Origin of the sequence: Thermococcus sp. JdF3, from assembly GCF_012027495.1 — an archaeon.
GTDB lineage: Archaea > Methanobacteriota_B > Thermococci > Thermococcales > Thermococcaceae > Thermococcus.
This window is the reverse complement of record NZ_SNUK01000004.1, coordinates 20,232-33,877: the sequence shown is the minus strand read 5'-3', so window position 1 is coordinate 33,877 and position 13,646 is coordinate 20,232. Positions and strand designations below refer to the sequence as shown.

At 57.1% G+C, this 13,646-nt stretch carries 14 protein-coding genes; 9 read left to right on the top strand and 5 right to left on the bottom strand.

The features are described 5' to 3' along the window. The first annotated feature begins 35 nt into the window (after positions 1 to 35). Positions 36 to 512 carry a hydrogenase 3 maturation endopeptidase HyCI gene (locus E3E42_RS07205; protein WP_167903705.1) on the top strand — a complete coding sequence of 159 codons (477 nt, stop codon included), beginning with the start codon at positions 36 to 38 and terminating at the stop codon, positions 510 to 512. 177 nt (positions 513 to 689) lie between these two features. On the opposite strand, the gene mobA is transcribed toward E3E42_RS07205, so the two are convergent. Further along, positions 690 to 1,286, bottom strand: coding sequence for a molybdenum cofactor guanylyltransferase MobA (mobA, locus tag E3E42_RS07200; protein ID WP_167903704.1), 597 nt, complete (start codon positions 1,284 to 1,286; stop codon positions 690 to 692). Positions 1,287 to 1,387: 101 nt separating this feature from the next. Here mobA and E3E42_RS07195 point away from each other — a divergent pair, with 101 nt between their 5' ends. The 7 genes from E3E42_RS07195 (at position 1,388) to E3E42_RS07165 (ending at position 8,229) form a co-directional block, all read left to right on the top strand. Beyond that, complete coding sequence (locus tag E3E42_RS07195) at positions 1,388 to 1,612, top strand: HypC/HybG/HupF family hydrogenase formation chaperone (protein WP_167903703.1); 225 nt, start codon at positions 1,388 to 1,390, stop codon at positions 1,610 to 1,612. Between the two features lie 2 nt (positions 1,613 to 1,614). Further along, a complete protein-coding gene (gene hypD, locus E3E42_RS07190) occupies positions 1,615 to 2,727 on the top strand; it encodes a hydrogenase formation protein HypD (RefSeq protein WP_167903702.1) in 1,113 nt (370 codons plus the stop codon). Between the two features lie 92 nt (positions 2,728 to 2,819). Continuing rightward, positions 2,820 to 5,138, top strand: coding sequence for a carbamoyltransferase HypF (gene hypF, locus E3E42_RS07185; RefSeq protein ID WP_167904013.1), 2,319 nt, complete (start codon positions 2,820 to 2,822; stop codon positions 5,136 to 5,138). 47 nt (positions 5,139 to 5,185) lie between these two features. Beyond that, positions 5,186 to 5,512 carry a nucleotidyltransferase domain-containing protein gene (locus E3E42_RS07180; protein ID WP_167903701.1) on the top strand — a complete coding sequence of 109 codons (327 nt, stop codon included), beginning with the start codon at positions 5,186 to 5,188 and terminating at the stop codon, positions 5,510 to 5,512. Between the two features lie 121 nt (positions 5,513 to 5,633). Beyond that, a complete protein-coding gene (gene hypE, locus E3E42_RS07175; protein WP_167903700.1) occupies positions 5,634 to 6,650 on the top strand; it encodes a hydrogenase expression/formation protein HypE in 1,017 nt (338 codons plus the stop codon). 89 nt (positions 6,651 to 6,739) lie between these two features. Then, positions 6,740 to 7,033, top strand: coding sequence for a hypothetical protein (locus tag E3E42_RS07170; protein ID WP_167904012.1), 294 nt, complete (start codon positions 6,740 to 6,742; stop codon positions 7,031 to 7,033). Beyond that, the gene (locus tag E3E42_RS07165) at positions 7,030 to 8,229 is read left to right on the top strand and encodes a cysteine desulfurase (RefSeq protein WP_167903699.1); all 1,200 of its coding nucleotides are present in this window, start codon (positions 7,030 to 7,032) and stop codon (positions 8,227 to 8,229) included. Before E3E42_RS07170 ends, E3E42_RS07165 begins: the two co-directional genes overlap by 4 nt. Here the strand turns inward: E3E42_RS07165 and E3E42_RS07160 are convergent. The 4 genes from E3E42_RS07160 to E3E42_RS07145 are packed head-to-tail and all read right to left on the bottom strand — an operon-like array spanning position 8,226 to position 12,752. Continuing rightward, positions 8,226 to 9,125: a hypothetical protein gene (locus E3E42_RS07160; protein ID WP_167904010.1), complete on the bottom strand. Its 900-nt coding sequence runs from the start codon at positions 9,123 to 9,125 to the stop codon at positions 8,226 to 8,228. The genes E3E42_RS07165 and E3E42_RS07160 overlap by 4 nt on opposite strands. A 57-nt stretch (positions 9,126 to 9,182) precedes the next feature. Continuing rightward, complete coding sequence (locus E3E42_RS07155; protein WP_167903698.1) at positions 9,183 to 10,319, bottom strand: ATP-NAD kinase family protein; 1,137 nt, start codon at positions 10,317 to 10,319, stop codon at positions 9,183 to 9,185. A 4-nt stretch (positions 10,320 to 10,323) separates the two neighbouring features. Next, positions 10,324 to 11,769 carry a potassium channel family protein gene (locus tag E3E42_RS07150; protein ID WP_167903697.1) on the bottom strand — a complete coding sequence of 482 codons (1,446 nt, stop codon included), beginning with the start codon at positions 11,767 to 11,769 and terminating at the stop codon, positions 10,324 to 10,326. Between the two features lie 32 nt (positions 11,770 to 11,801). Next, complete coding sequence (locus E3E42_RS07145) at positions 11,802 to 12,752, bottom strand: radical SAM protein (protein ID WP_167903696.1); 951 nt, start codon at positions 12,750 to 12,752, stop codon at positions 11,802 to 11,804. 140 nt (positions 12,753 to 12,892) lie between these two features. On the opposite strand from E3E42_RS07145, the gene E3E42_RS07140 reads away from it, so the two are divergent. Beyond that, positions 12,893 to 13,633 (top strand): Rossmann-like domain-containing protein, encoded by a 741-nt coding sequence (locus tag E3E42_RS07140; protein ID WP_167903695.1) that lies wholly within the window; start codon positions 12,893 to 12,895, stop codon positions 13,631 to 13,633. The last annotated feature ends 13 nt before the right edge of the window (positions 13,634 to 13,646 follow it).

Below are 13,646 nucleotides of genomic sequence, written 5' to 3'. Positions count from 1 at the left end.
TTTTCTCCATCCCAAAGCCCGTTAAAGGTGAAACTATGGAATTCCCCAAACTCCTCAGGAGGGCCAAACGGGTCGTCGTCTGCGGAATAGGAAACGAGGTTAGGGGGGACGATGCCTTCGGCGTCATCGTTGCCGAGAAGCTGAAGGAACTGGTGAATAATCCGAACGTTCTCATTCTCAACTGCGGTGAGGTTCCGGAGAGCTACACTGGAAAGATAACAAAATTCGAGCCGGATCTGGTGGTCTTCGTGGATGCGGTTGACTTCGGCGGGGAGCACGGAGAGGTCATAATCGCCGACCCGGAGGGGACTCTCGGAGAGGCGGTCTCGACCCACAGCCTGCCGCTCAGGGTTCTTGTGGGCTACCTGAAGACGCGCCTCAACGCGGAGTTCGTCCTCATCGGCTGCCAGCCGGCGGTTCTGGGCCTTTTCCAGGAGCCGAGTGCACTAATACTGGAGCGGGCGGAGGAACTCGTGGAACTGCTGATGGAGATTCTGGGAAAAGGGTATTAAACCATGACACCGGAGTAGAGAAGCGTGAGGAGAGATGCCGACTGTGGCCATTAGGATCCCTGAAGGAGCCGATGTGGAGTTTGCAAAGGGCCTTGCGAAACTCGTGGAGAAGAGGTTGACCGTTTTCATTTTTCAAAAGGGATAGCACCACAAGAAAGCTCCTACTGTGCATCTCACTCAACGTTCCAATCTACGCCCCCGAAGGTCTCTGACCCTTCTCAAGTCCTCCCGCGTGTTCACGTTGAAGAAGCTCCCCCGCCATTCCTCTGGAAGGGCCTCTATGGAGACATAGCAGGGGTTCGACTCCCTTATTGCCCGGTTGAGGGCGTAATCCCGGGACTTTATCTTCTCCCCAAGAAAACCCCTAAATTCTTCAGAATAGGCCGCATGGAGTGGCTCCAGGTAACCGTTGTCCCAGCGCGGAACGCAGACTGCTTTTCCATTTTTCCCGAATTCACGAATTATGTAATCAACGAATTCCGGGACGATTAGCGGCATGTCGCCAGCAACGACGAAGGCATCGCCGAGGCCCAACGCCGTATAGACTCCCCCGATGGGTCCGACAGAGAGCTCATCGACCACGACACCATAGCCGAGGTGCCCCAGCTTCCCCGCGTTGTCGGCAGATGCAACTATAACGACCTCCCGTATCAGCGATGCAGACTCAAGTCTCTCGATGGCGTGCAGGATGAGCGGCCTCCCGTCTATCCTGAAGAGGAGCTTATCGTCCCCGAAGCGCCTGCTCCTGCCACCGGCAAGAACCGCACCGAGCATGATATCCGTTGGATTTCGGACTTTTAGGGTTGACGGTTGAAAACCAGAGGTTTAAAAAATCCCTAAAAAGGCCCGCGAGAACTAATCACAGGTGAGAGAAAATGTGCCTGGCAGTTCCAGGAAAGGTAGTTGAGATTCACGGGAAAACCGCCGTTGTTGACTTTGGGGGCGTGAGAAGGGAAGTACGCCTCGACCTGCTCCCAGAGGTCGGAATCGGGGATTACGTAATCGTCCACACAGGCTTCGCAATAGAAAGGCTGGATGAGGAGAGAGCGCTGGAGATACTCGAGGCGTGGGCAGAGGTCGAGAGAGCACTGGAGGGGTGAAGATGACCGATGTCCTGAACGCCTTCAAGGACAGGGAACTGGCCCAGAAGGTCGTGAGGAAGATACGGGAGGAGGCAAAGGGCCTCGATGAGCTCCGCTTCATGCACGTCTGCGGGACGCACGAAGATACGGTAACCCGCTCCGGGATACGCTCACTTTTACCGGATAACATTAAGATAGTCAGCGGGCCGGGCTGTCCCGTCTGCATAACGCCGGTCGAGGACATCGTCAAGATGCGCGAGATTATGAAAGAGGCCTACGCCGAGGGGGACAGAATAATCCTGACCACCTTCGGGGACATGTACAAGATACCCACCCCGCTCGGGAGCTTTGCAGACTTGAGGAGCGAGGGCTACGACGTGAGGGTGGTCTACTCAATCTACGACACCTACAGGATAGCCAGAGAGAACCCCGACAGAACCGTCGTCCACTTCAGCCCCGGCTTCGAAACCACAACCGCCCCGGCGGCAGGAATGCTGAACGCCGTCGTCGAGGAAGGAATTGAAAACTTCAAGATTTACTCCGTTCACCGTCTGACTCCCCCTGCCGTTGAGGCCCTCGTGAAGGCCGGAACGCGCTTCCACGGACTTATCGATCCCGGCCACGTTTCGACCATAATAGGCGTCAAAGGCTGGGAGTACATAACAAGGGACTACGGCATACCGCAGGTCATAGCCGGCTTCGAGCCCGTGGACATGCTGATGGGCATACTGCTCCTCGTTAGGATGGTCAAGAACGGTGAGGCCAAGATACTCAACGAGTACACCAGGGTCGTAAAGTACGAGGGCAACGTTGTTGCTCAGAAGCTCATGGAGATGTTCTTCGAGGTCAGGGACGCCAGGTGGCGCGCCCTTGGAACCATACCCAAGAGCGGCCTCGAACTCAGGAAGGAGTGGAGGGAGCTGGAGATAAGGACGTACTACGACCCGGAGGTTCCCGAGCTCCCGGACCTCGAAAAGGGCTGCATCTGCGGCGCAATACTGCGCGGACTTGCCCTGCCACCGCAGTGTCCACACTTCGGGAAGACATGCACGCCCAGGAGTCCGATAGGGCCGTGCATGGTCTCTTACGAAGGAACCTGCAGCATCTTCTACAAATACGGAGCTTTGTTCTGACACCAAAGGTTGAAAACTCCTCCCCGGTTTTTAACTTTTGGTTTTAGAAACCTATAAAGGCCCGGATTACCAAGAAGAAACCGGTGAGAGGAATGAAAGCTTACCGGCTTCACGTTCAGGGCATCGTTCAGGCCGTTGGATTCAGGCCCTTCGTCTACAGGATAGCCCACGAGCACAACCTACGCGGTTACGTTAAGAACCTCGGCGATGCGGGAGTTGAGATAGTCGTCGAGGGCAGGGAGAAGGATATAGCGGCTTTTCTGCGAGACCTCCGGGAGAAGCTTCCTCCACTTGCACGGATAGACAGGATAAAGAAGAAGGAACTCCCTCCCCAGGGCTTCGACAGGTTCTACATCGAGAAGAGCTCCCAGGGCGGGGAAGGCGGGGACTCGATAATCCCTCCGGACATAGCAATCTGTGACGACTGCCTGCGGGAGCTATTCAACCCGACTGACAAGCGCTACATGTACCCCTTCATCGTCTGCACCAACTGCGGGCCCAGGTTCACTATAATCGAGGATCTGCCCTACGATAGAATCAACACCACGATGAGAGAGTTCCCGATGTGCGACTTCTGCGAGAGCGAGTACAAAGACCCGCTCAACAGGCGCTACCATGCGGAACCGGTCTGCTGTCCGGTCTGCGGGCCGAGCTACAGGCTCTACACGAACGATGGAGAGGAAATCATCGGCGATCCGCTGAAAAAGGCGGCCGAGCTCATAGACAAGGGGTACATAGTGGCCATCAAGGGTATCGGCGGAATACACCTCGCCTGCGACGCGAGCAACGAGGAGGTCGTGGCTGAACTCAGGAGGAGAACCCACAGGCCGCAGAAGCCATTCGCGATAATGGCGAGGGACGTCGAGACCGTTGAGGAGTTCGCATTCCTCTCACCGGAGGAGCTGGAGGAGCTGACCTCCTACAGGAGGCCGATAATAACCCTCCGTAAGAAGGAGCCCTTCCCCCTGCCGGAGAACCTCGCACCGGGCCTCCACACGATTGGCGTCATGCTCCCCTACGCGGGAACGCATTACATACTCTTCCACTGGAGCAGGGCAAAGGTCTACGTTATGACCTCGGCCAACTATCCCGGAATGCCGATGGTCAAGGACAACGAGAGGGCCTTTGAGGAGCTGAAGGATGTTGCGGACTACTTCCTCCTCCACAACAGGAGGATACTCAACAGGGCCGACGACAGCGTCATCAGGTTCGTCAACGGAAGGAGGGCGGTGATAAGGCGCTCCCGCGGCTTCGTGCCGTTGCCTATAGAGATACCCTTCAGCTACCGCGGCCTGACCGTCGGGGCGGAGCTTCTCAACGCCTTTGGCGTCGTCAAAAACGGAAGGGTTTATCCCAGTCAGTACATCGGGAACACCTCCAAGGTCGAGGTTCTTGAGTTCATGGAGGAAGCCATAGAGCACTTCAAGAGGATTCTCCGCGTCAATGAGTTCGACCTCATCGTCGCAGACCTGCATCCGGGCTACAACACCACAAAGCTCGCCATGGAGATGGCCAACGAGCTAAACGTGGAGTTCCTCCAGGTGCAGCACCACTACGCACACATAGCGAGCGTCATGGCCGAGCGGAAGCTGGACGAGATAATAGGCATAGCCGTTGATGGGGTCGGCTACGGAACCGACGGCCACACCTGGGGCGGCGAGGTGATATACCTGAGCTACGAGGACGTCGAAAGGCTGGCCCATATAGACTATTACCCGCTCCCGGGCGGAGATCTGGCCAGCTACTACCCTCTGAGGGCATTGATGGGCATCCTGAGCAAAGTCTACGGTGTCGAAGAGCTTGAGGGGATAATCGAGAGATGCTGTCCGAAGGCCATCGAGAGCCTCCGCTACGGGAGGGTGGAGTTCAACGTGGTTCTGACCCAGCTGGCGAAGGATGTCAACACGAGCTACGCATCATCAACAGGCAGGGTTCTCGATGCCCTCTCGGTTCTCCTCAACGTTGCATACAGGAGGCACTACGAGGGCGAACCTGCGATGAAGCTGGAGAGCTTCGCGATGCGCGGGAAGAACGACCTGAAGTTCGAGGTTCCGGTTGACGGCGAGCTGATAAGGGTGGAGGAGCTCTTCGCCCGGGCACTTGATGTCATGGACACCGCCAGTCCGGCGGACATAGCCTACTCGGCCCACCTTGCCCTCGGGAGGGCCTTCGCCGAAACTGCCATAGAAAGGGCGAGGGAGTTTGGAGTTAAAAACGTTGGAATAAGCGGCGGCGTCGCATTCAACGAGCTTATAGTCAAGACCGCCAGAAAGATCGTCGAGGCCGCAGGACTGAACTTCCACACAACCCATGAGGTTCCGCGCGGCGACAACGGACTAAACGTCGGTCAGGCCTTCCTCGGTGGCCTCTACCTGGAGGGCTACCTCTCAAGGGAGGACCTGATGCTGTGAGGAAATGATTTAACCAAGGGAAGCGACTATGTAAACGGGTGTGACGGATGTCCCCGATTGAGAGGAAAGAGCTCATGGAAATCCTGCGGGAGGTCAGGGCGAGGCTTGAGGCAATACTCGGAGACAACCTGGTGGATGTCATCCTCTTCGGCTCCTACGCCCGCGGCGATGCTACCGAAGGTAGCGACGTGGACGTTCTGCTGCTCCTGAAAAGGTGGCCAAGCGAGGAGGAGCTTGAGGAGATCACCAAGGCGAGGGACGAGTATGCCATCGACAGGGGGATAGTGATATCCCTGATACCCTACGTGGAGGGGCCGGGCATGGCCGAAGATCCCCTCATAATCTCGGTTCAGAGGGAGGGCACAAAGGTATGAGCACTTACTCCAAAATCCTTTTCAGCGAGGAGGACGCTCTCTCCCAGATAAGGCGTGCTGAGGAATTTTTCGACTTCACCCACTCATACCTGAGGGATAAAGGCCTTTTGGAGGGTTGAAGATGGGTGAAAAGATAAAGCTCGAACACGGAGCCGGCGGAGAAATAATGGAGGAGCTTTTGAGGGACGTTATTCTGAAGACGCTGAGCCTGAAATCGGCCGGGGGAATAGGGCTGGACGCACTCGACGACGGGGCAACGATACCCTTTGGCGATAAGCACCTCGTGTTTACAATAGACGGCCACACGGTCAAGCCGCTGTTTTTCCCCGGAGGGGACATTGGCAGATTGGCGGTTAGCGGAACCGTGAACGACCTCGCGGTGATGGGGGCGAGGCCACTGGCCCTGGCCAACTCCATGATAATCGGAGAGGGCTTCGACGGCGAAGATCTGAGGAGAATCCTTCGCTCGATGGATGAAACTGCACGGGAAGTCCCCGTTCCAATCGTCACCGGCGACACAAAGGTCGTCGAAGAGGACATCGGCATCTTCGTCGTGACAGCCGGGATAGGAATCGCAGAGAGGCCGATAAGCGACGCCGGAGCGAAGGTGGGCGATGCCGTTCTTATCAGCGGGACCGCTGGAGACCACGGCATAGCCCTGATGAGCCACCGCGAGGGCATAGCTTTCGAGACCGAGCTTGAAAGCGACGTTGCGCCGATATGGGAGGTCGTCGAGGCGGTTGCAGAGACCATCGGCTGGGAGAACATCCATGCGATGAAGGACCCCACCAGGGGCGGCTTGAGCAACGCCCTCAACGAGATGGCCAAGAAGGCCAACGTGGGAATCCTCATAAGGGAATCCGACGTACCGGTCAGGCCGGAGGTCAGGGCGGCAAGCGATATGCTGGGCATAAACCCCTTCGACGTGGCGAACGAGGGCAAGGTCGTCATGGCCGTTGCAAGGGAATACGCTGAGGAAGCCCTGAAAGCCATGAGGAGCACGAAGCGGGGAAGGAACGCGGCGATAATCGGCGAAGTCATAGGGGACTACAGGGGTAGGGTTCTGGTTGAGACCGGCATAGGCGGAAAGCGCTTCCTTGAGCCACCTGCCGGAGACCCAGTTCCGAGGGTCTGCTGAGCCCTTTCCCCGATTCTCACTTTTGTCCTTAACCTTCGGTTTGGGAAAGCCGTATAAGGCTCTTTTTCCAATTTCAACCGGTGGGGGAGATGATAATCGCAAAGCCCTGCGTAACGATGAAGGGGGTCGTCATAAGCGGCTACTCGTGGGACAGAAAGGTGAAGCTCGACCTCACGAGAACCGCCCAGTGCCTGAAGGAGAAGGGGTACACCGTGAAGAAGCTCCTGCCGGGGATGATGCTCATTCTCGAAATGGAGGGCTACGAGACGAGCGTCTATCCGAGCGGCAAGATAATAATCAAGCTCCTTGAGGACTCAAGGAAGGGTGAGGAGCTCGCTCGAATAATCTACGACTGCGCTGGAGTTCTGGAGGTGGTTTCATGAGGATTCCGGAAGATGTGAGAAAGGACATACCCCTTACGAACGAAGTTATCTACTTCGACAACACGGCAACCTCGCTGACGCCGAAGCCCGTGATAGAGGCGATGGACGAGTATTACCTCAGATACCGCGCCAACGTCCACCGCGGGGTTCACAGGCTCTCGCAGATGGCGACCCATAAGTACGAGGAGAGCAGGAAGGTCGTCGCCGAGTTTATAAACGCCAGGTTTGAGGAGGTGGTCTTCACCAAGAACACGAGCGAGAGCCTTAACCTCGTTGCCCTCGGTCTGGAGCACATATTCAGGCCGGGTGAGAAGATAGTAACGACACCCTACGAGCACCACTCCGATCTGCTCCCCTGGCAGAGGTTAGCTAAGAAGCTTGGCCTTAAGCTTGAGTATATAGACGGCGACGACGAGGGCAACCTCGATTTGGCCGATGCGGAGAGGAAGATTAGGGGAGCTAAGCTGGTGGCTGTGCAACACGTCTCCAACGCCCTCGGTGTCATCCACGAGGTCGAGGAGCTCGGAAAGATGGCGAAGGAGGAGGGGGCGATATTTGTTGTCGACGCGGCCCAGAGCGCCGGCCACATGGAGGTCGATGTCAGAAAGATGAACGCCGACTTCCTCGGGCTTTCGGGCCACAAAGGGCCGATGGGACCGACTGGAATAGGCGTTCTCTACATCAACGAGGAGTTCTTCGATATCTTCGAACCGCCGCTGATAGGTGGAGGAACGATAGAGGACGTTGGACTGGAGGGATACAAGCTCACCGAACCGCCCGAGCGCTTTGAAGCCGGAACTCCGAACATAGGCGGTGCGATAGGTCTCGCCGCTGGAATAAGGTACATCGAGAGGATAGGCCTCGACAAAATCGAGAGACAGGAGCACAAGCTCGTCAAGAGGATAACAGAGGGGCTCGACGAGCTGGAAGTGCCGTGGTACGGGCCGAGGAACCTAAAGAAGCACGCCGGAGTTGTGAGCTTCAACGTTCCGGGCCTTCACCCCCACGACGTGGCGGCGATACTTGATGAGAACAACATAATGGTAAGGAGCGGCCACCACTGCGCCTTACCAGTCATGAAGAAGCTCGGGATAAACGGCACGGTCAGGGCCTCGTTCCACGTCTACAACAGCCTTGAGGAGGTCGAGACCTTCCTCGGCGTCATGGAGGGGCTGGTAAAAAGTTTAAGGAGTTAAAGGGGCATCTCGCCCCACTCAACGTTTATCGTTTCGGGGGTGCGGTAGATAAACGCCCCATCCCCCTTGTGGACGTGCTTCCTCATCGGACCCAGTGGAACGCCGTTCGTCTCGTAGATTACGCTCTGAATGTCCGGATCGTGGTAGAGAACAAGGCTCGGGCCGGCAAGGTTCATTATCGAGTCTATCGCGTACTGGGTTGCCAGAACGGTCACCCTCGCCCTCATTGGGCGGGTTATCAGCGGTATCGCGGCGCCCCCCGCGGTGGTATAAGCCAGAACCGCCGCGTCGTTGACGCCTATCATCGTGTTCCTCCTGTGTCTGACCACCGCGCTCACCACGAGGAAGGCTATGCCCGCTAGCGTTATGCTGTAGGTCTCCCCCAGGTCAACCAGAATGTTCTTTCCGAACTCAGGTGGTTTTCCGGAATAGAATGCCTCATCCAAATGTGTGTAGCTCTCCCCTATAACCCCGGCGTATTTCCCGCCGGACTTCAGGGCATCGGGTACGCTTTTCACCTTTCCGGCGAGGAAATCCGCGTAAAGTCTCTCTGTCAGGCTCCTGTCGAGCCCGTAAACGGTCTGGACTATCGTTGCCGCGGTGTATCCGTCGAGCAGTCCTTTCGATGCCAGGGCGAGCGGGTCGAGACCCGTTCCCTGGCCGTCCCTCACCCCGATGATAGTGTCAAACCCCTCCTCCGGGAAGTCTCCCTCCGTGTCGAAGATAACGACCCCGTAGTCAATCTCGCGGTACCTGTCCGCGAAGTACTTCAGGGCCTTCCCCGGCCACTCGTCCATTCCAAAGACCTTCAGCGTCCTGCCGTGGTAAACGGGGTCGTAGAAAACGTCCTCCCCTTCCCGCTCAAAGAGCCTGACCGCTATACGGCTGTACTTCATGGGATTCACCGATGGAAAATAGGAAGAGGTTCTATAAACGGCTTCTGGTTCGCCTGCCTAAACGACCTTCACCATCCGCTCCATCCAGGGGCTGACGCGGACGCGGATGTAGCCGCGCAGCTTGTCATCAACCTCCCTGTCGCCGGTGTAAACCCTGAGCGAGCCGTTCCTGAGCTTGGAAGGCGTTGCCACAACTATTATGTTCTCCTTGGGAATCCCCCGCAGAACCTCGGCCGAGAACTGCTGATTTCCCCTGCCGAATATGAACCCAAGACCGCCTATTACGGTGACCATGACCCTCGGGCTATCTCCAGCAAACTGTAGAAGATCCTTCTCGGCTGCATCCCTTACGAGGAGTCTGGTCCTCCCGTTTCTGACCTCCACAACATCGACCCCAAGGAGCGTTCCATCGATGCCGAGCCTGTCTTTTATTCTTTTTATTGTTGAGCCGGAACCGAGGAAGTATATTCCATCGTTCTCGAGGATTTCCTCCACCACTGCCTCCGCTATCGCATCAAGTTCGTCCTCCTCATCGACAGGAATCCTCTCCTTACTGCCCTGGATCAGGGTCTCAACCACCGGAACGAGGGCCCTTCCGTAGGTTCTCGCCTTAACCTCATCGTGCCTGTAGGCATCCTCGTCTATGTCCCTCACGTCCCTCTCCCCCAGGTTGGCGTTCCCTCTGAGGAACTCCACCAGGAGCCTCGCGGCATCCTCAGGTGAATACGCAAAAACCCCTGAGTACATCTTGACGCCGGTTGGAATGCCGAGGAGGGGCGTCTTCTCGTCTATTGTCTCCACGATGTCCCTCGCGGTTCCGTCGCCGCCGGCGAAGACTATCAGCTCAACCCGTCCTAACATTCTCTTCACGAGCTCCTTCGTGTCGTCGCTATCCGTATCCGGAATCCTGACGCCGAGCACTTCGCGGTAGCCTACCTCCCTGTGCCTTATCACCTCGTAGGGAAAATCGAACTCCGCCAGAAGGTCCTCTCCGAGGGGGCCGGGACCGATCAGGAACTCAATGTCCCTGGCCTCGGCGTAGTTGCTCAGCTCGTGGAGAAAGAGCCTCGCAACGTCGGCCGCGATGGGCCGTGCCCCGCGCCTGATGGCCTCCTCGACAACGCCGTCGGTGCCCTTCAATGCCACCTTCCCGCCCATTCCAGCTATGGGATTGATTATCAGTCCAACGCGCATGGTATCACCTCATGTACTTCCTTGCAAAGACCGTCAGGAAGACCGCCCACATGAACATGCCAAACAGGGCTTCGACCGAGGCTATAACCCTCCCCACACCTATCGGGTGGTAGTCGCCGTACCCAAGGGTCGTCGCGGTAACAACGCTGAAGTATTCGTAGTCGAGGAAGCCCATGCTTCCGGAGATGCCCTCAACGCTCCGGGTCAGGAAGAACAGCAGGGGGAAGAAGACGTTGACGGCGCCGAGCCATATGAGTATCGGCCTCTTCCAGTCGGTGCCGTACTTGCAGGTCAAATCCGCGAAGAGCCACTCGAAGGCGGATTCCATCCTCATGAAGAGCCTTTTAATCCCCCTCCTCCTGCCACCCAGCCGGGAGTTCCTCTTGGCCACCATCTCCAGGTAGTAGTAGCGGTCGGCCCTCTCAAAGTCCCCGTTCCGCTCCCAGCTTATCCTGGCGAGGCGGTAGAGAACCTCGGCCGCGCGGTGGCTGTTGAACTTACAGTCCTCGACTTCAACGAAGCCCTCGACGTTGAGTTCCACCGGGATGTCGGGTAGAACCGTGGAGTTCCAGGCGAAGTCGCCGTGGAAAGATACTTTCCGGAATATCAGGTTGCCCATGACCCTCGTGTGCACGAACTCGGGATTCCTGAGCCAGCTTCCCAGGATTTCGGCGTGGCCAAAGACGTTGAGGTTCTCGAGCACGAGGTTGCCGTGGAACCGCCGCACGCTCAGCCTGACCTGCCTCTTGAAGCGCGCCGACTGGTCGAAGCCGATGTCCCGGAGAACGAGGGCGGTGGCCTTAACGGCCCTCTCGCGCGATTCGGATGGCTTTATGCCGTGTTCCTCGAGGATGCGCCTGAGGAGGGGGTAGCGGACATTTATTCCAATCCTGCGGACTTCACTCAGGTCGCTCAGCTCTATCCTCCCGGTCGCGGTTCTGCGCTCCCCGTACTCCCTTTCATCCCCCTCTCCACCGCCGATGTACTCGGTCGAGTTTATCATAACGTAGCGAACGCTCGAATTCCTGATGTAAACCGAGTTCGAGAACCTGACCCGCAGCAGGTTCAGGCCGAAAACGTGGGAACCGTGAACGGTGAACGTTCCAAGCTCGCTCTCAAAGACGACCAGCCTGCCCACCGTGGAGTTGTAGAAGGTTACACCCGGCACGTTAACGCCGTCGAAGAGTATCGTCCTGATGTGGGAGTTTTTAAACACTATCGGTTTCCCGGCTTTGAAATCGCTTATTTTGACGTCGTAGAGGTAAACACCCTCAAAATAGGTCTGGCCCATCCTGAGCCTTTTGAGAAAGGTCTCCTCCTTCACCCTTTTTATTTCATCCCCCAAAAGATTCTCGCCCTCGTCGTAGGGGATGTGGAGGGGGCAGTAGGTGGAGCCCTCGATGGGCTTCAACCTGCACCTCTGCCCGTTCTCGTAGGTGTACTCGCACATGGCCCTCCCCGGTAAACTAGTTTCCCGAATAATTAAGGTTTTCTCCTGCTCGGAAGGGCGCGCATGTAGAAGCGCCTTCCCCCATATTCGAGTTCGATCAGCTTTCCATTCCTGAGGAGCCCCTCCACCACGTCCCAGCCGGCCCCGGCTTTTCTCAGGAGCTCCCTCACGGCTTCTTCCCTCATCGGGTGCACGGCGGTTATGCTCAGCAGGTCTTCCTCGACGTTCCCGGTTGAGGCGAAGGCGTTCCCCTCGTAGCCTATGAGGTACTCGACACGCTCTTCCCCAAGGCGCTCGCTGAACAGCTGGTATGCGATGTGTATCGTCTCCTCGTCCGCCGGTTCGACCCAGTGCTCGGCCGGAGGCCTCGTTGGGATTCCTATGTACGCCCTGTCCGGCTTGAGCTCCGCCAGAAAGTCCGCTATTCTTTCGAGCTCGCTGCCGTAGTCGATGTTTATTAGCATCGTCTCGGTGACGATGGTTCCATCGAAGTCGTTCCTGAATTCCAGCATGCCGTCGAGGATTTTCTCAAGCATCAGGCTCTTGTGGGGCCTGTCCACCCTCCGCCAGAGGGGTTCGCTCACCGCGTCGAGCTTCATGGAGACGAAGTCGAACTCAAAAAGCTCCTCCCCCACGTCCTCGCGCCATATCAGCGATGAGTTCGTGAGTATCGCCAGTGGTATCCCAAGGCTCTTCAGCATTTCCACCTCTCTGGACAGGTTTAAGTCGAGCGTCGGCTCCCCGTCGGGAACGAAGGTGATGTAGTCCAGCTCTTCCCCGGCCGCTTCGGCCTTCTCGACCTTCCTCGAAACCTCCTCAAAGATCAGTTCCGGCTCGTAGAACGCCCTCCTTTCCACCTCCATCCTCAGGGTTCTGCCTATCTGGCAGTAGACGCAGGCGTAACTGCAGACTTTGTCGGGTATGTTGTTCACGCCGAGGCTCTTGCCGAGCCTTCTCGATGGAACCGGACCGAAGGCTATCATGTCACCACCGGAATTAGGTTAACCTAAAAGCGTATAAGGTTTGCCCACCGGGGATTGACGGAGACCCGGGCGGAAGGTTCAAAATCAGAAGATGTGAAGTCAAAACAGGGGGCGCTAAATGTTGGAAGCGGGGTGTTCGTATGCTGCTGACTGAGTTCAAGGAAAAGGCCCTGAGGCTCATCGATGAGGACCTCAGAGTCTTGGACTTCTCCTTTGGCCTCCCCTACACCTACGTGCTGGTTGAAGGGGAGAGGGGGAAAGCACTGGGGGTTGCCATGACCCTGCCAGAGGAGATACAGAGATTCGACAACTCCATCGAGGAGCCTGCTCTGGAGGCGTTCATTGAAAAGGCCGACAGCCTCAACGTCATCGAGAGGTCCCTCGGTCTGGCGGCGATAAACGCGGTTTCGCAGTACTACATCGACCTCAGCAGTGCAAAGTGGATTGACGCCGTGGAACTGCTCGACGGTGACATCGAAAAGGTAGCGGTCATCGGAAACATGCCGCCGATAGTCAGGGCCCTGCGGGAGAGGAGCTTGGAGCTCTACGTCTTCGAGAGAAACCCGAAGCTCTGGGACAGGGGAACGCTGAGCGATTCCCTGGAGTACTGGCTGCTGCCGGAGATGGACGCGGTGCTTGCGAGCGCCTCCTGCATGATCAACGGAACCCTCGACATGCTGCTTGACAGGGCAAAGAATGCCAGAATTTTCCTCCTGACAGGCCCCACAGGACAGGTTCTCCCGGAGTTCCTCCAGGGCACCGGGGTGACCCACCTGGCCTCGATGAAGGTCGTGAACATTGAAAGGGCGATACTCCAGCTGAAGCTCGGCTGCTTCAAGGGTTTCTCCGACGAGAGCCTGAAATACGTCCTCGAAATATGAGGGTTTCTTCTTC

Excerpts from the sequence above, each read along its gene's own strand:
- E3E42_RS07205 (WP_167903705.1), top strand. The coding sequence starts at position 36 with ATGGAATTCCCCAAACTCCTCAGGAGGGCCAAACGGGTCGTCGTCTGC.
- mobA (WP_167903704.1), bottom strand. The coding sequence starts at position 1,286 with ATGCTCGGTGCGGTTCTTGCCGGTGGCAGGAGCAGGCGCTTCGGGGAC.
- E3E42_RS07195 (WP_167903703.1), top strand. The coding sequence starts at position 1,388 with ATGTGCCTGGCAGTTCCAGGAAAGGTAGTTGAGATTCACGGGAAAACC.
- hypD (WP_167903702.1), top strand. The coding sequence starts at position 1,615 with ATGACCGATGTCCTGAACGCCTTCAAGGACAGGGAACTGGCCCAGAAG.
- hypF (WP_167904013.1), top strand. The coding sequence starts at position 2,820 with ATGAAAGCTTACCGGCTTCACGTTCAGGGCATCGTTCAGGCCGTTGGA.
- E3E42_RS07180 (WP_167903701.1), top strand. The coding sequence starts at position 5,186 with ATGTCCCCGATTGAGAGGAAAGAGCTCATGGAAATCCTGCGGGAGGTC.
- hypE (WP_167903700.1), top strand. The coding sequence starts at position 5,634 with ATGGGTGAAAAGATAAAGCTCGAACACGGAGCCGGCGGAGAAATAATG.
- E3E42_RS07170 (WP_167904012.1), top strand. The coding sequence starts at position 6,740 with ATGATAATCGCAAAGCCCTGCGTAACGATGAAGGGGGTCGTCATAAGC.
- E3E42_RS07165 (WP_167903699.1), top strand. The coding sequence starts at position 7,030 with ATGAGGATTCCGGAAGATGTGAGAAAGGACATACCCCTTACGAACGAA.
- E3E42_RS07160 (WP_167904010.1), bottom strand. The coding sequence starts at position 9,125 with ATGAAGTACAGCCGTATAGCGGTCAGGCTCTTTGAGCGGGAAGGGGAG.
- E3E42_RS07155 (WP_167903698.1), bottom strand. The coding sequence starts at position 10,319 with ATGCGCGTTGGACTGATAATCAATCCCATAGCTGGAATGGGCGGGAAG.
- E3E42_RS07150 (WP_167903697.1), bottom strand. The coding sequence starts at position 11,769 with ATGTGCGAGTACACCTACGAGAACGGGCAGAGGTGCAGGTTGAAGCCC.
- E3E42_RS07145 (WP_167903696.1), bottom strand. The coding sequence starts at position 12,752 with ATGATAGCCTTCGGTCCGGTTCCATCGAGAAGGCTCGGCAAGAGCCTC.
- E3E42_RS07140 (WP_167903695.1), top strand. The coding sequence starts at position 12,893 with ATGCTGCTGACTGAGTTCAAGGAAAAGGCCCTGAGGCTCATCGATGAG.